Annotated in this window: 18 protein-coding genes; 11 read left to right on the top strand and 7 right to left on the bottom strand. The window is 60.4% G+C overall.

The window, feature by feature from the left end:
* The first annotated feature begins 221 nt into the window (after nt 1-221).
* The gene (locus tag D109_RS0124140; RefSeq protein ID WP_017479139.1) at nt 222-1,664 is read left to right on the top strand and encodes an NCS1 family nucleobase:cation symporter-1; all 1,443 of its coding nucleotides are present in this window, start codon (nt 222-224) and stop codon (nt 1,662-1,664) included.
* Here the strand turns inward: D109_RS0124140 and D109_RS0124135 are convergent.
* A complete protein-coding gene (locus D109_RS0124135) occupies nt 1,576-2,784 on the bottom strand; it encodes an MFS transporter (RefSeq protein WP_017479138.1) in 1,209 nt (402 codons plus the stop codon). The two genes, D109_RS0124140 and D109_RS0124135, sit on opposite strands and share 89 nt — an antisense overlap.
* Before the next feature lie 104 nt (nt 2,785-2,888).
* Between D109_RS0124135 and D109_RS0124130 the strand changes: the two genes are divergently transcribed.
* The 3 genes from D109_RS0124130 (at nt 2,889) to D109_RS0124120 (ending at nt 6,581) form a co-directional block, all read left to right on the top strand.
* The gene (locus D109_RS0124130; protein WP_017479137.1) at nt 2,889-3,782 is read left to right on the top strand and encodes a LysR family transcriptional regulator; all 894 of its coding nucleotides are present in this window, start codon (nt 2,889-2,891) and stop codon (nt 3,780-3,782) included.
* A gap of 137 nt (nt 3,783-3,919) precedes the next feature.
* The gene (locus D109_RS1000000135015) at nt 3,920-4,042 is read left to right on the top strand and encodes a PA1414 family protein (protein ID WP_003210728.1); all 123 of its coding nucleotides are present in this window, start codon (nt 3,920-3,922) and stop codon (nt 4,040-4,042) included.
* A gap of 439 nt (nt 4,043-4,481) precedes the next feature.
* Nucleotides 4,482-6,581, top strand: a complete 2,100-nt coding sequence (locus tag D109_RS0124120; RefSeq protein WP_017479136.1) for an NAD(P)-dependent oxidoreductase — start codon at nt 4,482-4,484, stop codon at nt 6,579-6,581.
* A 60-nt stretch (nt 6,582-6,641) separates the two neighbouring features.
* Here D109_RS0124120 and D109_RS0124115 read toward each other — a convergent pair whose 3' ends face one another.
* The 4 genes from D109_RS0124115 to speB form a co-directional block, all read right to left on the bottom strand.
* On the bottom strand, nt 6,642-8,024 hold the full coding sequence (locus D109_RS0124115) for a sodium:solute symporter (protein WP_017479135.1): 1,383 nt from the start codon (nt 8,022-8,024) through the stop codon (nt 6,642-6,644).
* 111 nt (nt 8,025-8,135) lie between these two features.
* Complete coding sequence (locus D109_RS0124110) at nt 8,136-9,641, bottom strand: cytosine permease (RefSeq protein WP_017479134.1); 1,506 nt, start codon at nt 9,639-9,641, stop codon at nt 8,136-8,138.
* 21 nt (nt 9,642-9,662) lie between these two features.
* Nucleotides 9,663-10,088 (bottom strand): nuclear transport factor 2 family protein, encoded by a 426-nt coding sequence (locus D109_RS0124105; RefSeq protein ID WP_003210732.1) that lies wholly within the window; start codon nt 10,086-10,088, stop codon nt 9,663-9,665.
* Nucleotides 10,088-11,038, bottom strand: coding sequence for an agmatinase (speB, locus tag D109_RS0124100; protein WP_003210733.1), 951 nt, complete (start codon nt 11,036-11,038; stop codon nt 10,088-10,090). The genes D109_RS0124105 and speB overlap by 1 nt, the downstream gene beginning before the upstream one ends.
* 157 nt (nt 11,039-11,195) lie before the next feature.
* Between speB and D109_RS0124095 the strand changes: the two genes are divergently transcribed.
* The 7 genes from D109_RS0124095 (at nt 11,196) to D109_RS0124065 (ending at nt 18,981) form a co-directional block, all read left to right on the top strand.
* Nucleotides 11,196-12,089, top strand: coding sequence for a LysR family transcriptional regulator (locus D109_RS0124095; RefSeq protein ID WP_003210734.1), 894 nt, complete (start codon nt 11,196-11,198; stop codon nt 12,087-12,089).
* Nucleotides 12,090-12,093: 4 nt separating this feature from the next.
* Entirely contained in the window at nt 12,094-12,690 is a 597-nt protein-coding gene (locus D109_RS0124090) for a tRNA-uridine aminocarboxypropyltransferase (protein WP_026078192.1), read from the top strand.
* A gap of 100 nt (nt 12,691-12,790) precedes the next feature.
* Nucleotides 12,791-13,693 carry a cysteine synthase CysM gene (gene cysM, locus D109_RS0124085; RefSeq protein WP_017479132.1) on the top strand — a complete coding sequence of 301 codons (903 nt, stop codon included), beginning with the start codon at nt 12,791-12,793 and terminating at the stop codon, nt 13,691-13,693.
* Nucleotides 13,693-15,045: a 23S rRNA (uracil(1939)-C(5))-methyltransferase RlmD gene (gene rlmD / locus D109_RS0124080; protein WP_017479131.1), complete on the top strand. Its 1,353-nt coding sequence runs from the start codon at nt 13,693-13,695 to the stop codon at nt 15,043-15,045. The genes cysM and rlmD overlap by 1 nt, the downstream gene beginning before the upstream one ends.
* Nucleotides 15,046-15,179: 134 nt before the next feature.
* Nucleotides 15,180-17,423 (top strand): GTP diphosphokinase, encoded by a 2,244-nt coding sequence (gene relA / locus D109_RS0124075; RefSeq protein WP_010176475.1) that lies wholly within the window; start codon nt 15,180-15,182, stop codon nt 17,421-17,423.
* A 153-nt stretch (nt 17,424-17,576) separates the two neighbouring features.
* The gene (gene mazG / locus D109_RS0124070) at nt 17,577-18,410 is read left to right on the top strand and encodes a nucleoside triphosphate pyrophosphohydrolase (protein WP_017479130.1); all 834 of its coding nucleotides are present in this window, start codon (nt 17,577-17,579) and stop codon (nt 18,408-18,410) included.
* Between the two features lie 25 nt (nt 18,411-18,435).
* A complete protein-coding gene (locus D109_RS0124065; protein ID WP_017479129.1) occupies nt 18,436-18,981 on the top strand; it encodes a DUF2058 domain-containing protein in 546 nt (181 codons plus the stop codon).
* A gap of 206 nt (nt 18,982-19,187) precedes the next feature.
* Here D109_RS0124065 and D109_RS0124060 read toward each other — a convergent pair whose 3' ends face one another.
* Both D109_RS0124060 and D109_RS0124055 read right to left on the bottom strand, forming a co-directional pair.
* A complete protein-coding gene (locus tag D109_RS0124060; RefSeq protein ID WP_008438187.1) occupies nt 19,188-19,376 on the bottom strand; it encodes a hypothetical protein in 189 nt (62 codons plus the stop codon).
* A 253-nt stretch (nt 19,377-19,629) separates the two neighbouring features.
* On the bottom strand, nt 19,630-20,343 hold the full coding sequence (locus D109_RS0124055) for a DUF3108 domain-containing protein (protein WP_003210742.1): 714 nt from the start codon (nt 20,341-20,343) through the stop codon (nt 19,630-19,632).

Genomic DNA, 20,343 nt, shown 5'->3' with positions numbered 1-20,343 from the left:
TTGTGTACAGGATTGGTCTGCACCATCCCTGAGCGAGCCTGCACCGTCTAATCATCCCCGTGCCATTGTGTAACCTTCTGTAGACCGTTGTCCCAGAGGGATTGTGCCGAGTTTTAATTCATTGGCACGCATTCTGCTCATCAACTCGTATACAAACGATGCCGCCTCCCGTACGCACTCCCGTCGCGGGTGGCAGGCCGGTATTTACGAGGAGCCCCGCGATGACCGAACAATTGCCCAAAGGCTACAGCCCGCGCCTGTACAACCAGGACCTGGGGCCGCTGCCGCAAAAATGGAACTGGTACAACATCTTCGCCTTCTGGATGAGCGACGTGCACAGCGTCGGTGGCTACGTATTTGCCGCCAGCCTGTTCGCCCTGGGGCTGGCCAGTTGGCAGGTGTTAATTGCCTTGCTCGCCGGGATCTGCATTGTGCAATTGATCGCCAACCTGGTGGCCAAGCCGAGCCAGCAGGCGGCGGTGCCTTACCCGGTGATCTGCCGGCTGGCCTTTGGGGTTTTTGGGGCGAACATCCCGGCAGTAATTCGCGGCTTGATCGCGGTGGCCTGGTACGGGATCCAGACGTACCTGGCATCCAGCGCATTGATCATTGTGGTGCTGCGCTTTTTCCCACAGATGGCGGTATACGCAGAGCCGCATTTTGCCGGTCTGTCGTACCTGGGCTGGTTCGGTTTCCTCAGCTTGTGGACGCTCCAGGCGCTGGTGTTCTGGGCCGGCATGGAGTCCATCCGTCGTTTCATCGACTGGGCGGGGCCCATCGTCTATGCGGTGATGTTTGCCCTGGCCGGCTGGATCGTCTGGAAGGCCGGCTGGGCCAATATCAGCTTCACCCTGGCGGAAAAGTCCCTGTCAGGCTGGCAAGCGTTTGGCCAAATCATCGTGGCGACCGCCTTGGTGGTGTCGTACTTCTCCGGGCCAACCCTGAATTTCGGTGATTTCAGCCGCTACTGCCGGACGATGAAGGACGTGCGTCGCGGCAACTTCTGGGGCCTTCCGGTAAATTTCCTGGCGTTCTCCCTGGTCACCGTGGTGATCGTCTCGGGCACCTTGCCGGTGTTCGGCGAAATGCTCCACGATCCAATCGCTACCGTTTCGCGCATCGACAACGACATGGCCGTGCTGCTGGGGGCGTTCGCCTTCGTTACCGCGACCATCGGCATCAACATCGTCGCCAACTTTGTCTCGCCGGCCTTTGATTTTGCCAACGTGGCACCGAGCAAAATCAGCTGGCGCGCCGGCGGGATGATTGCCGCGGTGGCGTCGATCTTCATCACTCCGTGGAACCTGTTCAACAACCCGTTGATGATCCACTACACCCTCGACATCCTCGCCGCGTTTATCGGGCCGTTGTTCGGGATTCTGCTGGTGGACTTCTACCTGATCAAAAAGCAGAAGATCGACGTGGATGCGCTGTTCGATGACAGCCCGAGCGGGCGCTACTACTTCGATGGTGGCGTGAACTGGACGGCGGTCAAGGCGCTGGTACCCGCGACGCTGGTGGGCGTCGCGATCACCTTTACCCCGGCGCTGCAGGGCATGGCCAACTTCGCCTGGTTTACCGGCTGCTTCCTGGGTGGGCTGTTTTTCCTGGTGCTGGCGCGGCGTGAACAGGTGCGTGCGCCTGTGCCGATGGTTGCCGGCTGACCAGGACCGATCCGGCCACTAGCAATCCGGCGCCGGCGACCACCAGCGCCGGTTGCAGGCCACCGCTGAGGTGGCTGCTCACCGACGCCAGCAACGGCCCGCTCAATTGGCCGATTGCAAAGCTGGCGGTCAGCAACCCGGTGCTGCGCTGGTAGCCGTGGGGGGCGACCTCACGCAAGCGCGCCATCACCAGTTGCATGCACGCCAGGAATGGCCCGCCGCACAGCAACACTCCCAGCGCCAGGCCCCAACCGTTGCCCAGCAGGCAGGCAAACACCCCGGCCGCTTGCAGCCAAAGGGTGGTCATCAGCCAGCGACGGGTGGTGTCCGGGTCCTTGCGGCGCAGGCTCGCGACCACCACGCCAATTGCGGCGGCCAGGCCAAAGCAGGGCCAGAACAGGTCCGCCTGCCAGGCGCCCTTGAATTGCGCGCTGGCCATCTGCGACAGGAATGTCGCCGGGATGATGTAGCCAAGGCCATACAACACGTAGATCCAGCACAGGTGAGTGATGCTGCCGTTGCTGGCCACGTCAGTGTGGCTGGCAGCGGGGGAGCTGGTGGCGGAAGGCTTGGGCAGGAACGGTAGGATTGCCAGCAGCATGACCAGCGCGACCACGCCATACACCAGCCACAAGGTTGCAGAATCCTGCCCCAGCAGGTTGGAGCCCAGCGCCAGCAGCCCGGTCAACAGAATCCCCAACCCCGGCCCGGCAAATACCAGCGCACCCAAGCGTGGGCGCCCGGCCGCAATGGCCAGCGGCTGGCTCAGGCTGGTGATCATCACCAACGCCCAGGCGCTCGCCACGCCGGTACCGAAGCGCAGCAGCAGATGCGGCCAGAACCCATGGGCCCAGTACGACGCCAGGGTCAGCAGCACACATAACCACAGCCCACCGTACAAGCGTCCGCGTACATGGTGATGGCTGCGGGCGAATATCGAATCCACCGCGCCGACGAAATAGCCCAGGTAGTTGGCCGCCGCAATCAGGCCCGCGCCGGTCAGGTCGATCTGCCCTTCGCTGAGCAAATGCGGCATTTGCGGGGTAAGCGCGAAGCGGCCAATGCCCATGGCCATCATCAAGGCGATAAAGCTGGCGAGTAAGCGGATCAGCGGTGACATGATGTTTTTTCCTGGGAGCAGCGAGTGACCATCAGGCTAAAGCGGATTGACTTTCTGTAGAAATGAATAATAGTGAGTAACTTGTTCAGTTTTGGAGAAAGGTGATGGAGTTTAGTCAATTGCGGATTTTCCAGGCCGTGGCCGAGGAGGGCTCCATCACCCGTGCCGCCGAGCGTTTGCACCGGGTGCCGTCCAACTTGTCGACCCGGCTTAAACAAATGGAAGAACAGCTGGGCGTCGAACTGTTCGTACGCGAGCGTCAGCGTTTGCAGCTTTCTCCCGCAGGCAAAGTACTGCTGGATTACAGCGCACGCTTGCTGGCCCTGCACGACGAAGCCCATGGCGCGGTGCAAGGCGGGCAACCAGCCGGCGACTTTGTGCTCGGCAGCATGTACAGCACGGCGGCGATTCATTTGCCCAAGCTGCTGGCGCGCTACCACAAGGCGTATCCGATGGTGAACCTGCAGGTGCAGTCGGCCCCCAGTGGTGAACTGCTGGAAGGCTTGATCACCGGGCGCCTGGACGCCGCGCTGGTGGACGGGCCGTTGACCCTCGCCACCCTCGATGGCGTGCCGCTGTGCGAAGAGCGCCTGCTGCTGATCTGCGAGGCGGATCACCCGCCCGTGCGTGGGCCGCAGGATGTTGCCGGCCGCTCGGTGTTCACTTTCCGACGCAGTTGTTCCTACCGTGCGCGCCTGGAAGCCTGGTTTTCCCACGACCGCGTGGCCATGGGCCGGGCTATCGAGATCGAGTCCTACCAAGGCATGCTGGCTTGTGTGATCGCCGGATCCGGGGTGGCGCTGATGTCGGAATCAATGCTCGACAGCTTGCCGGGCAAGGACAGCGTGTCCATTCATCCGTTGGCGGAGCCATTTGCCAGCGCCACCACCTGGTTGATGTGGCGTAAGGGTATGCTCGGCGCTAACCTCAATGCGTGGATTGACCTGCAACAAGAGGGCAAGGTGCTACCGGAAAGCGAAACCAGAGCCATCGCTTGAACGATCCGTCAGGATTTTGATCAATTCAGTAATAGTTCGTTGTGGTTTCGTTCAAGCAATAGGTAGGACTTAAGACTACTATCTGTAGGAAGCGGCCACAGAATTCCAGCCGCTCGGCATTACCCCAAGGGGGCACCATGAAAGAGAAACTGCAAAACTGGCTGCACGACCTCGGCGTCGCACTCGGCTTGATCGAGCCACCGCTGCAACCGGTGCCAATCCGCACCGATGACGAGCAGCGTCGCCCGCGTCGCAGGTAAGTCCTGGAAAAGCGCTCAAACCCCTGGGTTTGGGTGCAGCCTGGAGCGGCATAAATTTTATGTGGGAGCGGGTTTGCTCGCGAATATTGTGTATCAGTGGCTTTTACACTGAATGACACACCGTATTCGCGAGCAAGCCCGCTCCCACATTTGTTTTGTGCACGTGCAAACAAACTGTAGTCGGGAAAGCTTTTTGAACACGCCGTTTGATGTTTCACGGTAATAGTTGAGTAGTCCGAATCTGTGCACGTCAGTCAGGTTTTGGCGTTCAAGTGTCGGAATCGGACTACCTGTTTGTCAGAGTCGGCTGGCTTATTCAATTCTAAAGATAAGCGTAGGTTGAATTCCGTTAGGAAAAGATTTGTATCGTTTGCGTTTTCAAATCCCCCACCGTTATTGAACTTCCCCTGCGCAAGTCAGAATTGTTGGAGATAAAGCCATGATGCTTTCTTCCGTTCCTCCAGTCGCCGCTTCACTGATCGCCACCACCGAAAATATCTTGCATATCGCACCTGCATCCAGAGGCTGGAAGGCTGACGCACCCAGCAACGTCGTGTTTTTCCCTCCGGCATTAACCAAGCAAGCTCTGCTTATACAGATTGGACTTCTGCGCCCATCAACGATCGTTGTCGCAGACCAAGTTATCGATGCCGACGTCATCGGCCAGTGGCGTATATCTCATCCATTTGGAAACCTCCATTTGGTCCGCCGTGGTGCGAGTCTGGATAAGGTGCGACTGGATCTTTGCGACTCCCACAATATTCAAGTAATCAATACGCCAGGCATAAACGCGCCGCATGTTGCCGCCTATATTGCACACTGGCTGACACTGGCGGATGGCTCCATGCCCCGTGATATCTGTGTACTGGGATACGGCAATGTAGGGAAAGAGCTTGTTAAGTTACTGCTTGATCAAGATCCGGGTATTCGGATTAAGGTATTAGATCGACGTGATCGAGTAGCTGGCAATATGGGGAAAGCCTCTTCCGATTGTAGAGTTGCATTTGTCGCAGACTGGCTCGAGGCGCTGGAGGGGGCCTATGCGATCGCCGTATGCGTGTCCTTGAATGATGAATCCGCGCATCGTATTGATCGGACCCTCATTCAACGTCTGCACAGACGAGCTCGCCTGGTCTGTGTCTCCAAGCCGGATGTCTTTAGCGATGATGCTTTGCAGACCCTGGCAATGGCTGAAGATACCCAGCTGGTATTGGACTACGGCCCCCGGACATTGGATGCGTTTCGGATGCGTGCACAAGCGCTCGGCTGCTGTGTCTCCACGTGGCGCAAGCCGGCGATGCTGACGACACAGGCGGCCACCACCGAAGCCTGCCATTGCGACCTCGACTATGCGGTCTCTGTGCAACTGAGCTTGATGGCCTTGCGCGGCCTTGTCAGGCGCAAGCTTGCACACTCCTTGACGATCCCCCCTCAGCAGGCCGATGCCGCTGCGCCGCGCGTGTCGATCATCGGCAGAGGTATCAACGGCCTGCTCCAAGCCGCGATGTTCCGCCTGGCGAATTATCAGGTCATGGTTTACGGAGGAAATCAGGAGCGGGATGGCGCCAGTCACAAGCAGGTGAACATGCGTCATCTGTCAGCAACGGAGACGACTGCAAAGCCGCTGCATAACGATTATCTGACTCCCGGAAATCAGTACTTGGCCGTTGAGTGCAATCGAGCCGGCATCGAGCTGTTTGAAAAGCTCCTGGCCGACAACCCGTCGTTGGCGCGATTCGCGCGGTCGCGGATTGTACGCGCCTATGTGGACGGTGCCAGTGGCGTAGAGGCCGCGATCAGCGAGCAACGCAATATCGAAAACAGGCCTTGGCCGAGTGGCAAGCCGGGACGTGAACTTGCAGAGATCGGTCAACTGCAATTCCAGGCAACGTATGGCGTCCCTGGGGTCTGTCGGGCGATTGAGGTGTCGGGCTACGATCTGGAGTTCAGCGATCTTATGGAGGAGATGGCGTCGCTTTTGCGGCGCTCCGGGGTTCAGTTCATGCCCGTGCACCTTAGCCCGGTCCAAATTGCTGACCTGAGTAGAGAGCACTTCGTCGTCACCGCCATGGGGGTAGAGGAGCCGGAGGTAGTTGCGATCATTGGCTGGTTTTTCAAGCTTCGCGCCGTTGGTAATGAAGGTGTCGAAATGCGCGGACTCAAGCTGCAGTACGATCTGCCAATCGGCGTCATGAATTGCCGGTTGGACGGGGACTGCATTCTTGTCTCCGGCGGGCAGGTTCCACCTGATTCAACGCAAGAGCACAAGGAGCAGATATTGGCGGCGTGTCTGGCGGCTGTTTCTCGGCACTTTCCGGAGTCTTACCGCAGGGCGATAGAAAGCGGCGAATTGCACATTATCGAATGTGCCAGGCCCGGCACCGCAGATGGACTTTCAATCGTTCATTGGTCCGCATACAACCGAATTGCAGCGGGGGCAACTTATGCCGCAGGCACCACCCAGGGATTGGTTTGGGCATCTTTGGTCCAGGAAGTCATCCAGGCGAGAGCGCCAGCTGTTTCGGCAATGTGGGAATAAAAAAACGGGTGCGACATCCGACGTCGCACCCGCTGAAGAAAGCTTCTTTCAAGGGTTCGTTCAGATCGCCCGAGCCGCCACCGCCTCCGGGCGACGGGACAGCAAGCTCACCACTACAAAACTCACCAGGCCCACGCCCAGGCTGTAGTAGATCGGCGTGTTGGCATCCAACCCATCCTTGATCATGAACACCAGTGCGGTCACAAAGCCCAGGGTCATGGAGGTGATCGCCCCGGAAGTCGTCGCACGCTTCCAGAAAATCGCGCCGATCAGCGGGATCAACATACCGCCCACCAACAGGTTGTAAGCCAGGGTCAACGCGCTGATCACATCGTTCACCACCAATGCAATACCCAGCACGGCAACGCCCGTCAGCAAGGTAAACAGGCGGTTGATCTTCAGGCTCGACTGTTTACCGCCCCGCAGGCGCGGCAGCAGGTCTTCGGTCAATACGGTGGACGCGGCGAGCAAGCCGGCACTGGCGGTGGACATCATCGCGGCCAGGGCGGCGGCGATCACCAGGCCGCGGATACCGTCCGGCAACGAGACTTTGACGATGGCGGCGAACGCGTTGTTGACGTTGTCCAGGTCCGGGATCAGTACATGGGCGGCCATGCCGATCAGCGCACAGGCCAGGCCGTAGAGGATGCAGTAGAAACCGGCGAACGTGCCTGCGTACTTGGCGACCTTTTCGTCACGGGCGGTGAACACCCGTTGCCAGATGTCCTGGCCGATCAGGATGCCGAAGAAGTAGATCATGAAGTAGGTGATGATGGTGTCCCAGCCGATTTCAGTGAAGCTGAAATTCGACGCGGGCAGTTTGGCCACCAGTTCATCCCAGCCGCCGACGCGGTACAGGCAGATCGGCAGCAGGATAAACATCAGGCCGACGGTCTTGATCACGAACTGCACGATGTCGGTCAGGGTCAGCGACCACATGCCGCCGATGGTCGAGTACGCCACCACCACGCCGCCGCCTACCAATACCGAAATCCAGAATGGCAGGTCGAACAGCACTTGCAGCACGGTGCCGATGGCGAGGATCGAGGTCACGCCGATCATCAGCGCGTAGGCCAGCATGATCACTGCGCTGGCCTGGCGGGCCATGGGGTTGTAGCGTTTTTCCAGGACCTGGGTCACGGTGAAGATTTTCAGCTTCAGCAGCGGCTTGGCCAGGAACAGGTTCAGCGCAATGATCCCCGCACCCAGCGCGGCGCACAGCCAGAAACCGGAAATACCATGGACATAGCCCAGGCGCACGGTGCCGACGGTGGACGCACCGCCCAACACCGTGGCGGCCATGGTGCCCATGTACAGCGTCGGGCCGAGGTTGCGGCCGGCCACCAGGTAATCTTCATGGGTCTTGGCGCGGCGCATGCCGTAGTAGCCGAGCACCAGCATGCCGGCGGCGTAGATGAGGACGACGAATAGATCTAAGGCCATGACGGCGGGTCTCCGATTATCTTTTTTATGTAAGGCTAAAGGGGGCTGTGTGGCGAGGGAGCTTGCTCCCGCTGGGCTGCGCAGCAGCCCCAATCCATTCCACGCAATTCATCAGGCGGCCTCGCGACTGCTGCGCAGTCGAGCGGGAGCAGGCTCCCTCGCCACAGTCGGCCCGTAGACGGCAGCCGGTTCAGGGAACAGACGAAGCAGTGTCAGGTACACCAGCGAGGCCAGGCCCAGGGTCACCGGCAAGCTGATGTCGATGCCATCGGCGAGGTTGCCCAGCGGTCCGACAAACTGCCCCGGCAGGTTGACGAAGCACAGGCCCACCAGCGCACTCGGGATCCAGGCCCCCAGGCCGCGCCAGTTCCAGCCATGGCTGAACCAGTAGCGCCCGCCGGTTTCACCGCGGGTGAACACTTGCAGGTCGTCCGGGCAGTAGTAACCCCGGCGCACGATCAGGCCGATGATCATCATCACCATCCACGGCGTGGTGCAGGTGATGATCAGCACGGCGAAGGTCGACACGCTCTGCACCAGGTTGGCGGCGAAACGTCCGATAAAGATGAAGGCAATCGACATCACCCCGATCAGCAGCGTCGCCTTGACCCGAGACAGCAGGCGCGGGAATACGCTGGACATGTCCAGGCCGGTGCCATACAGCGAGGTGGTGCCGGTGGACATGCCGCCGATGACCGCGATCAGGCACACCGGCAGGAAGAACCAGCTCGGTGCCACCGCCAGCAGGCCGCCGACATAGTTGTTGGCCGCGATGTAGTCCGGTGCCTTGACTGCCACGATGGTCGCGGTGGCCAGGCCGAACAGGAACGGGATCAAGGTGGCGATCTGCGCGAACACCACCGCCAGCATGATCCGCGTCTTCGAGGTTTCCCGGGGGATGTAGCGCGACCAGTCACCGAGGAACGCGCCGAAGGAAATCGGGTTGCTCATGGCCACCAGTGCCGCACCGATAAACGCCGCCCAGAAGCCAGCCTGGCCGAGGGCAACGGTGCCGGCGAAGTGACTGTCGAAAGCGGGGGCGAAGGCGAAGATGCCCAGCAGGAACAACAGGCTCGCCGCCCACACCGCGATGCGGTTGACCCACAGCATGAAGCGAAAGCCGTAGATGCACACCGTCAGTACGAGGATGGCGAACACGCCGTAGGCCAGGCCCAGGGTCAGGTCGGTTTCCGGCAAGCCCACCAGACGTTTCGCACCGCCCACCAGCGCATCACCTGAACTCCACACCGACAGTGAGAAGAACGCGATAGCGGTCAGCAGCGACAGGAATGAGCCGACAATCCGCCCGTGCACGCCAAAGTGCGCACCGGAAGACACGGCGTTATTGGTGCCATTGAGCGGCCCGAACAGGCCCATGGGCGCGAGGATCACTGCACCCACCAGCACGCCCAGCACAATCGCCCAGACGCCGGCCTGGAACGACAGGCCAAACAGCACAGGAAAGCTCCCCAGCACGGCGGTGGCGAAGGTGTTGGCACCGCCGAAAATCAGGCGAAACAAATCCTTCGGCCCGGCGGTACGTTCGTGGTCCGGGATCTGTTCGACGCCGTTGGTTTCTATGTTGCGAATACTGTTTTCGTTGTTTTTATTATTCATGATCTGCTCCGATCACATTGGCTAATGGGGCGGCAGCCCTTCCGGCATAGCGGACAAATGTTCGTGACAGGCCAGCCACAGGCCTTCTTTTTGTTGTGTGCGATCCCCTTGTCGCTTGAAGACAATGGTCTCGCGTTCCTGGCTGAAGAATTGCTCCCCGTTCATGCGCAGCTCGGTGGCCACGTCATGCACAAATACCGCGACGTCACCGTGCAGGCTGACGAAAGCGTTGCTTGAGGTGCAGGACAGCACCTCAAATCCCTCGTCCCGGCGCCAGCTGTCCCACAACACCTGATAGGCATCGCGACTCAGCAGCGGTTGGGGGAGGGTGTAGAACACGAAGCTGGCGTCGGCACTGAACGCACCGAAATAGGCATCGCGATCATTGCGGGCGAAGGCCGACACCAGGTCGGCCGCGGCTTTTAATACCTCGGCCTGGGCGCTCATCAGCGGTGCGCCACACCCGGCAATACGCAGAGCATTTCGTACAGCAGGTTGGCGCCGAGCAGCGAGGTATTACCGGTGGTGTCGTACGGCGGCGAAACTTCTACCAGGTCGCAACCAATCAGATCCAGGCCTTGGCAGCCGCGGATGATTTCAATCGCCTGGATCGTGGTCAAGCCACCGATTTCCGGGGTGCCGGTGCCAGGCGCCCAGGCCGGGTCGATGCCGTCGATGTCGAAGCTCAGGTACACCGGGCCGCCGCCGACTTTCTCGCGCACTTCAGCCATCAAGGGTGCCAGGGAGTGGTGCCAGCATTCTTCGGCCTGGACCACACGGAAGCCTTGTTTGCGGCTCCAGTTGAAGTCTTCGGCGGTATAGCCCTGGGCGCGCAGGCCGATTTGCACCACGCGGTCGCAATCCAGCAAGCCTTCTTCCACGGCGCGGCGGAAGGTGGTGCCGTGGGCGATTTTCTCGCCGAACATATGGTCGTTGACGTCGGCGTGGGCATCAATGTGCACCAGCCCGACCTTGCCGTGTTTCTTGTGGATCGCCCGCAGGATCGGCAGGGTGATGGTGTGGTCGCCACCCAGGGTCATCGGGATCACGTTGTGTTCGAGGATCTCGTCGTAGGCTTCTTCAATGATGCGCACGGCGTCCAGCAGGTTGAAGGTGTTGATCGCCACGTCGCCGATATCGGCAACCGACAGCGAGTCAAACGGCGCGGCGCCGGTGGCCATGTTGTAAGGGCGGATCATCACCGATTCAGCGCGGATTTCCCGCGGCCCGAAACGGGTGCCGGCACGCAGGGAGGTGCCGATGTCCAAGGGCACGCCGACAAAGGCGGCATCCAGGCCCTTGGCCGATTGCAGATGGGGAAGACGCATCATGGTGGCGATGCCGGCGAAGCGCGGCATTTCGTTGCCGCCCAGTGGTTGGTGGAAAATCTTGTCCACGGGATTGCCTCATCGTTGTGTTTATTAGAGGCCGATTCTGCGAAATGCACGGGAAGGGAAGAATCGGCAGGGGCAAATACTTAGTTCAGATTTTTCTAAACTAATGCCTGAGGTAAACTCGGCTCCCACAGGTTTTATGTTTGCTTCTGGAGAGCCCATGGCCAACGCCTTGCCCGACCTGAAACTCCTGCGCATCTTCGTCAGCGTCGTGCGGCATCAGGGTTTCGCCAATGCCCAGCACGAACTCAACCTGTCGACCTCGGCCATCAGCACTTACATGAGCCAGCTGGAAGCCGCGTTGGGCCTGGTGCTGTGCCATCGCGGCCGGGGCGGGTTCAGCCTCACCAGCAAGGGCGAGCTGTTCCATCAGGAAACCCTGCGCCTGCTGGGCGAGCTGGAAGGTTTCGAGCAATACGCCGCTGCGCTGAAAGGCGAGTTGCGCGGCACCCTGAAACTCGGCGTGCTCGACTCCACCGTCAGTGACAAAGCCCTGCCGTTTGCCGAAGTCATCGGCGCCTACAGCCAGGAACACCCGGCGGTGCATCTGCACTTGTCGGTGATGAGCCCTTACGAATTGCAGTTGGGGGTACAGGACAATCGCCTGGACCTGGCCATCGGTGCCTTCTCCAACCGCATGAGCGGGCTGATCTACATGCCGCTGTACCGCGAGCAGCACTGGCTGTATTGCAGCACCCGCCACCCGTTGTTCAACGAGCGGCGCATCCCCGAGCAAGTGATCACCCAGCAACGCATGGTCGGTCGTGGTTACTGGAGCCAGGCCGAACTGGCGCGCCACGGCTTCAAGCACAGCGCCGCCACGGTGGAAAGTATGGAGGCGCAACTGATCCTGGTGCTGTCCGGCGCCTACATCGGCTACCTCCCGGAACACTACGCCCAGGCCTGGGCCGACAAGGGTGATTTGCGGGTGCTGTTGCCGGCGACCTTTGGTTACCAGGCGCCGTTCTCGATGATCATGCGCCGGGGCCGCAGCCGCGAACCACTGATCCAGACCTTCCGCGATTTACTTAAAGCCCAGCTCAACCAGGCCTGAAACCATGTCCAGACCCCAATGCCCCCGCTGCCTGCGGCCCACTGCTCATTGCCTGTGCCCGCTGATCCCCCGGCTGGATAGCCGCACTCGGGTGTTGCTGTTGCAGCATCCGAGCGAGGTCAATCACGCCTTGAATACGGCGCGGCTGGCGGCGCTCGGATTGGTGAATGCGCAGTTGGTGGTGGGGGAGGTGTTTGAGAATTTGCAGGGGTTGTTGAATCCGCCGGGTTATCAGGCGCGATTGTTATTCCCTGCCGAGGATGCACAACCGTTGCAGGCCTACACGCCATCCGACGAACCGTTGTTGCTGGTAGTGCCGGACGGCACTTGGCGCAAGGCGCGCAAGTTGCTGCACCTCAACCCGTTGTTGGCGGCACTGCCGAGAGTGACGCTGGCGGAGGGCGCCGTGTCCCGGTACCGGTTGCGCAAGGCGCCGGGGCCCGGGGCATTGTCGACGGTGGAGGCCATCGTGCAGGCGTTGCAGGTGCTCGAAGCGCCCACGTCATTCGAGCCGCTGCTGAAACCGTTTGAGGCATTGATCGACGGACAAATTGCCGCGATGGGCGATGAAGTGTTCCAGCGAAACCACGGCCCCGCCTGACTTATTCCATTAAGCGATAAGCACCACACTTTGCGTGATATGGCCCGCCAGCCTTTCCCGGTATGATGGTCGCCCCCGCAGTCTGGATTGCGAATACGCCATGACCTTGCAGTACCCCACCATTGCCGATTGCGTCGGCAACACCCCGCTGGTCCGCTTGCAGCGCCTGCCGGGCAACACCAGCAATACCTTGCTGCTCAAGCTCGAAGGGAACAATCCGGCCGGCTCGGTCAAGGACCGCCCCGCGTTGTCGATGATCACCCGCGCCGAGTTGCGTGGGCAGATCAAGCCCGGCGACACCCTGATCGAAGCCACTTCCGGTAATACCGGGATTGCCCTGGCCATGGCTGCGGCGATCAAGGGTTACAAGATGGTCCTGATCATGCCCGACAACGGCAGCGCCGAGCGCAAGGCGGCGATGACCGCCTATGGCGCCGAGTTGATCCTGGTCACCCAGGAAGAAGGCATGGAAGGTGCTCGCGACCTCGCCGAGCGTATGGCTGCCGAAGGCCGTGGCCTGGTGCTGGACCAGTTCGCCAACGGCGACAACCCCGAGGCGCACTACACCACCACCGGCCCGGAAATCTGGCGCCAGACCCAGGGCACCATCACTCACTTCGTGAGTTCGATGGGCACCACCGGCACCATCATGGGCAACTCGCGCTACCTCAAGGAGCAGAATCCCGAGATCCAGATCGTCGGCCTGCAACCGATGGAAGGCTCGGCGATCCCGGGGATCCGTCGTTGGCCCGAAGAGTATTTGCCGAAGATCTACAACGCCGCTCGGGTTGATCGCATCATCGACATGGCCCAGCGTGAAGCCGAAGACACCACCCGCCGTCTGGCCCGTGAAGAAGGTATTTTCTGCGGCGTGTCGTCCGGTGGCGCCGTGGCCGGAATGTTGCGCTTGTCCCAAGAGTTGGAAAATGCGGTGATCGTCGCGATCATCTGTGACCGTGGCGACCGTTACCTGTCGACCGGCATTTTCGACGCGCCCAACTGATGGCCAAGCACGAGAGAGGCCTGCGCTTCCAACCGACGGGCGGCAGCCGGGCCCCACAGATTCCAGTAGGCAAGAAGCAGCGCCTGACCATCGAGCGCCTGGCCAACGACGGCCGTGGCATCGTGTTCTTTGAAGGTCGCACCTGGTTTGTGGTGGGTGCCCTGGCCGGCGAAGAAGTGGAAGCGCGGGTGTTGGGCGCCCACGGCAAAGTGGTCGAGGCCCGCACCGAGCGCGTATTTACCGCCAGCGAACTGCGCCGCCCGGCACCCTGTGTGCACGCTGGCCGTTGCGGCGGTTGCAGCCTGCAACACTTGCCCCATGACGAACAGCTCGCCCTGAAACAGCGCATGCTCGCCGAGCAATTATCCCGCGTGGCCGGTGTCGAACCCCAAGAGTGGGCCGCGCCTTTGAGCGGGCCGGAATTCGGCTATCGCCGCCGCGCCCGCGTGGCTGTGCGCTGGGATGCCAAGGCGAAGAAACTTGAAGTCGGCTTTCGCGCCGTGGCCAGCCAGGACATCGTCGCCATCGATGATTGCCCGGTGCTGGTACAGGCCTTGCAGCCGATCATGCAGCGGTTGCCAAACATGCTGCGGCGCTTGAGCAAACCTCAGGCGTTGGGGCATGTGGAGTTGTTCAGCGGGTCGTCGATCGCCGTGTTGTTGCGACACATGGCGCCCTTGTCCGAAGCGGACCTGACGATCCTGCAGGAATTTTGTACTTTTCATGAAGCGCAATTGTGGCTGCATGGAGAGGGGCAGCCGCAACCCTTCGAACCGGACCAGGCCTTGGGCTATCGTCTGGAACAGTGGGATCTGCAGTTGGCGTACCGCCCGGGAGACTTCGTGCAGGTCAACGCCGGGGTCAACGCGGCGATGGTCGCCCAGGCCCTGGAATGGCTGGCGCCAAAGCCCGACGAGCGGGTGCTGGATTTGTTTTGTGGGTTGGGCAACTTCGCCTTGCCGCTGGCACGCCAAGTGCGGGAAGTGGTGGCGGTGGAAGGCGTGCAGGCCATGGTGGACCGGGCGGCACACAACGCTGTCAGCAATGATTTGCATAATGTGCAGTTTTTTCAGGCCGATTTGTCTCAGCCTTTGACCGACGCGGAGTGGGCCAAACAGGGCTTTTCTGCGGTACTCTTGGACCCACCCCGCGATGGTGCCCTGGAGGTTGTGCGCAAGCTCGCTACCCTGGGGGCTGATCGCCTGGTGTATGTGTCCTGCAATCCGGCAACGCTGGCGCGGGACACGGTCGAGTTGGTCAAGCAAGGCTACCGGCTAAAACGTGCCGGGATCCTCGACATGTTTCCCCAGACGGCCCATGTCGAGGCCATGGCGTTATTTGAAGCGGGCTAGGACGCCCGTTTAATCCGACTGGCCTGCATCTCCTGGGCCTGTGACCTGCCAGGGAGCGTGCACAAGCTTTTTTGTAAAGCAGGTCAGCGATGATTTTGACGCACTCAAGGTGCGTCGTAGGGAAGGTAAGCAAGATGGTACAGGTGAGAGCACACCAGCCGATCAACACCGACGGCAGTATCAATCTCGAGGCATGGCTGGATCATGCCATCAGTGTCGACCCGGCACTGGACCGTGAAGCCTTGAAAGCAGCCTGCGAGTTCGCTCGTGAGTCTGAACAGCAAGACAATGCGGCCAAGAACCTGTGGGCCGAAGGCACTTCAAGCTTTCGCACCGGGTTGGAAATCGCCGAGATCCTCGCCGATCTCAAGCTCGATCAGGATTCGCTGATTGCAGCGGTGCTGTATCGCGGCGTGCGCGAAGGGCATATTCAACTGCCCACCGTCAGCCAGCGTTTCGGCACCGTGGTGGCCAAGCTGATCGACGGCGTGCTGCGCATGGCGGCGATCAGTGCCAGCCTCAGCCCGCGCCAGTCCATGGTGCTGGGCACCCAGGGCCAGGTGGAAAACCTGCGCAAGATGCTGGTGGCGATGGTCGACGACGTACGCGTCGCGCTGATCAAGCTGGCCGAGCGCACCTGCGCGATTCGTGCGGTGAAAACCGCCGACGACGAAAAGCGCAACCGCGTCGCCCGCGAGGTGTTCGACATCTACGCGCCCCTGGCCCACCGCCTGGGCATTGGCCATATTAAGTGGGAACTGGAAGACTTGTCCTTCCGTTACCTCGAACCCGATCAATACAAACAGATCGCCACGCTGCTCCACGAGCGGCGGCTGGACCGTGAGCGTTTCATCGCCGACGTGATGAGCCAGTTGCGCACGGAATTGCAGGCCACCGGCGTTGAAGCCGACATCAGCGGCCGGGCCAAACACATCTATTCCATCTGGCGCAAAATGCAGCGCAAGGGCCTGGCTTTCAGCCAGATCTATGACGTGCGCGCCGTGCGCGTGCTGGTGCCGGAAATGCGCGACTGCTACACCGCGCTGGGTATCGTCCACACGCTGTGGCGGCACATCCCCAAGGAATTCGACGACTACATCGCCAACCCCAAGGAAAACGGTTACCGCTCGTTGCACACGGCAGTGATCGGCCCCGAGGGCAAGGTGCTGGAAGTACAGATCCGTACCCATGCGATGCACGAAGAGGCAGAGCTGGGTGTATGCGCTCACTGGCGCTACAAAGGCACCGACGTCAAGGCCGGGTCCAACCAGTACGAAGAGAAAATCTCCTGGTTGCGCCAGGTATTGGAATGGCATGAAGAGCTGGGCGACATCGGTGGTTTGGCCGACCAGTTGCGGGTGGACATCGAACCCGACCGGGTCTACATCTTCACCCCCGACGGCCACGCGATCGACCTGCCCAAGGGCGCCACGCCGCTGGATTTTGCCTACCGCGTGCACACCGAGATCGGCCACAACTGCCGTGGCGCGAAGATCAACGGGCGCATCGTGCCGCTCAACTACAGCCTGCAGACCGGTGAACAGGTCGAGATCATCACCAGCAAGCACGGTACGCCGAGCCGCGACTGGCTGAACCCGAACCTGGGCTACATCACCACCTCCCGGGCGCGGGCGAAGATTGTCCACTGGTTCAAATTGCAGGCGCGCGACCAGAACGTCGCCGCCGGCAAGACCTTGCTCGAACGCGAATTGGCGCGTCTTGGCCTGCCGCAGGTGGACTTCGACAAGCTGGCCGAAAAGGCCAACATGAAGATCGCCGAAGACATGTTTGCCGCCCTCGGTGCGGGCGATTTGCGCCTGGCGCAGTTGGTGAATCTGGCCCAGCAACTGGTTGAGCCGGAACGTGGCAGCGAGCAGTTGGAACTGATCCCGCGTAAAGCCACCGGCTACAAGCCGGGCAAGCGCGGCGATATCCAGATCCAGGGCGTGGGCAACCTGATGACGCAAATGGCCGGCTGCTGCCAGCCATTGCCGGGCGACGCTATCGTCGGTTACATCACCCAGGGACGTGGGGTGAGCATTCACCGCCAGGACTGTGCCTCGGTGTTGCAACTGGGCGGGCGTGAGCCGGAGCGGATCATCCAGGTCAGCTGGGGCCCGGTGCCGGTGTTGACCTATCCGGTGGACATCGTCATCCGTGCCTACGACCGTTCCGGCCTGCTGCGCGATGTGTCGCAGGTGCTGCTCAATGAGCGGATCAACGTGCTGGCGGTCAACACCCGCTCGAATAAAGAGGACAACACCGCATTGATGTCCCTGACCATCGAGATTCCGGGGCTGGACGCGTTGGGGCGGTTGCTGGGGCGTATTTCCCAGCTGCCGAACATCATTGAGACCCGGCGCAATCGGACACCATGAGTAGCTGGATGAGCGCGGACTAAAATGTGGGAGCGGGCTTGCTCGCGAAGGCGTCGTGTCAGTTGCCTGATATTTGACAGACACACCGCCTTCGCGAGCGAGCCCGCTCCCACAGTTGATCTTCAGCGTTCCCACTTCTGCGGAAAGAGACTGATGTATTCACTTGAAGACCTGCTGCACCTGATGAACCGCCTGCGCGACCCGCAATACGGTTGCCCGTGGGACATCAAGCAAACCTACGCCACCATCGTCCCCCACACCCTGGAAGAAGCCTACGAAGTCGCCGATGCCATCGAACGCGGGGATTTTGATCACCTGCAAGGTGAGCTGGGCGACCTGTTGTTCCAGGTGGTGTATTACAGCCAGCTGGCGCGGGAAGAAGGGCGCTTTGAATTTGCCGGGGTGATCGACAGCATTACCCGCAAACTGATTCGCCGTCACCCGCATGTGTTCCCCACCGGCGACTTGTATGCGCCGCTGGACATCCCGCAGTTGAGTGAAGAACAGGTCAAGGAACGCTGGGAGCAGATCAAGGCCGAGGAGCGTGCGGAAAAATCCGACGCACCGGAGCAACTGTCCTTGCTGGACGATGTGCCCACAGCCTTGCCGGCGCTTTCCCGTGCCGCCAAATTGCAAAAGCGCGCCGGGCAGGTGGGGTTCGACTGGCCGGCCGCGTTGCCGGTGGTGGATAACGTACGCGAAGAGCTGGATGAAGTGCTGGAGGCCATGGCCGATAACGACCCGGCAGCCATCGCGGATGAGGTGGGCGACCTGCTGTTTGCGGCGGTCAACCTGGCCCGTCACCTCCAGGTCGACCCGGAAGCGGCCTTGCGTTTAGCCAACGCCAAATTCGAACGACGTTTCCGATTTATCGAACAGGCATTGCGCGACACACGCCAATCCATAGAAGATTGCACCCTCGAAGAGTTGGACGCCCTGTGGGGCGAAGCCAAACGCCAGGAAAAGAATCTGTCCAGCTGCGGCTGAGCCGTTGCCCAAGTGAGTAAGCACCATGAGCATTTCCCTTCGCGACCAGTTGCTCAAAGCAGGCCTGGTCAACCAAAAGCAGGCCAAGCAGGTCGGCAAAGAGAAACAGAAACAGCAGCGGCTAGTGCATAAAGGCCAGGTCGCAGCCGACGATAGCCAGGCGCGCCTGGCTATCGAAGCCCATGCCGAGAAGGTTAAGCGTGATCAGGAGCTGAACCGTCAGCAGCAGGAAAAAGCCGAGGCCAAGGCCCGCGTTGCCCAGGTCAAGCAACTGATCGAAACCTCGCGCCTGCCCAAGCTGACCACTGAGGACTACTACAACTTCGTGGACGACAAGAAGGTCAAGCGCCTGTCGGTCAACACGCTGATGCGTAACAAGCTGAGCAACGGCTCCCTGGCGATCGTGCATCACGGTGGCGGTTACGAGGTAATCCCGCGCGAAGCCGCGCTGAAGATCCAGGAGCGGGCGCCGGAGCGTATTGTCCAGATGAACGTCCTGACCGAAAGCCAGGTGCCGGATGAGGATGATCCGTACGCCGCCTACCAGATCCCTGACGATCTGATGTGGTAATGCGTTAGAAACCACATTGTGGCGAGGGAGCTTGCTGTGGTGAGTAAGCTTGCTGTGGCGAGGGAGCTTGCTCCCGCTGGGGCGCGAAGCGCCCCCAAAATCCCAACCCCCAACCCCCAAAAACACAAACCCCGCTCAAAAGGCGGGGTTTGTGTTTTTAGATATTCCAGCTGCGTGGGGCTGGCTACCTACAGGATTTCAGAGTTTCAGGAGCTTTGCGCCTGGCGTTTCATCTCAAGGGTCTCGAGCTCGTTTTTATAATTATGAGCTTCGGTCTCGTCGTGAAACATGCCGACCAGCAGGTCTTGCTGGTGTACATCCCAGATGTGAATCCCGTGGGCTACTGCTTCATGGGACATATGTTCATCGTCGCGTTCAGTTACTTTTACAGTCATCTGCTTGCTCCAATCTCTGGTTGATCTGCGGCAAGGCGTCGCAGGCCTTTGTTATATGATTTGTTAGCTTGCTAAGTAAATAACCAGGAATTGCAACACACCTTTACAGGATTTGCAGTAATCGCCCGAGCCCACGGAAACCGCGACATTGCGTCGCAGGGCGCTGAGTTATATGACAAAAGTTTCATGTTGGCGTCAGGTGACAGGCGAAAAAAAGCCCCGCATGCGCGGGGCTCTTTCACTGTGCTGAGGATCAGCTGCCTTTGACAGCCTTGCCGTCAACGGTACCGTCTTGCAGCATGATGTTGTATTCCTTGCCGTCGGTCTCGACCTGACGCAGGGCAACCAGGATGCCGCCCCAGTCCTTGGCAAACCACATTTGGGTAATGCGCTTGCTTTGAGTCGGGTCACGCACGCGCTCGACCTTGATTGCATCGATGGAGCCGGCTTTGGTCTGGACCTTTTCCGGGCCGATCACGCGGAAGTCGTAGGTGTCGACATCAGTGCCTTCGACGACGTTGTAGCTCATGCTTTTCTTGCCGGCGGCAACATCGCGCTGCAATGCCAACTGGTAAGTCGACTTATCGAGCATGCCGCTTTGAAGGGCCACGTTGACCGGGTCCTTGTTTTCAAAGCCGGTGACTTTCTTGGCCGTCTGATCGAAGTCGAGGTTGATCTTCTTCGTCTTGCCGAGGCCGCCGCGTTCGAAGGTGTAGCTCACCGGCTGCAGGGCATCTTTGTCGAAACGAATCACGCTGGTTTCAGTCAGGCTGGCGATCATCATGGAAGCCTTGAAATTCAAGGTCCAGCTGCCGTTGTCATTCTTGGTCAGGCTACGTTCTGCCGAACCACTCATGGGCAACTGTTTCCAGTCGGCGGTGTAGCTCGCGGAGAAAGGGTGAAGGTCTGCCGCTTGCACGGCAGGCAAGGCGAACAGCGCAAAGGCGAAGAGCAGGGCGCGACGCAT

Origin of the sequence: Pseudomonas sp. PAMC 26793 (assembly GCF_000313235.1) — a bacterium.
Taxonomy (GTDB): Bacteria; Pseudomonadota; Gammaproteobacteria; order Pseudomonadales; family Pseudomonadaceae; genus Aquipseudomonas; species Aquipseudomonas yamanorum.
Note: the sequence above shows the minus strand (reverse complement) of the source record. Positions and strands in the feature narration are given on the sequence as shown.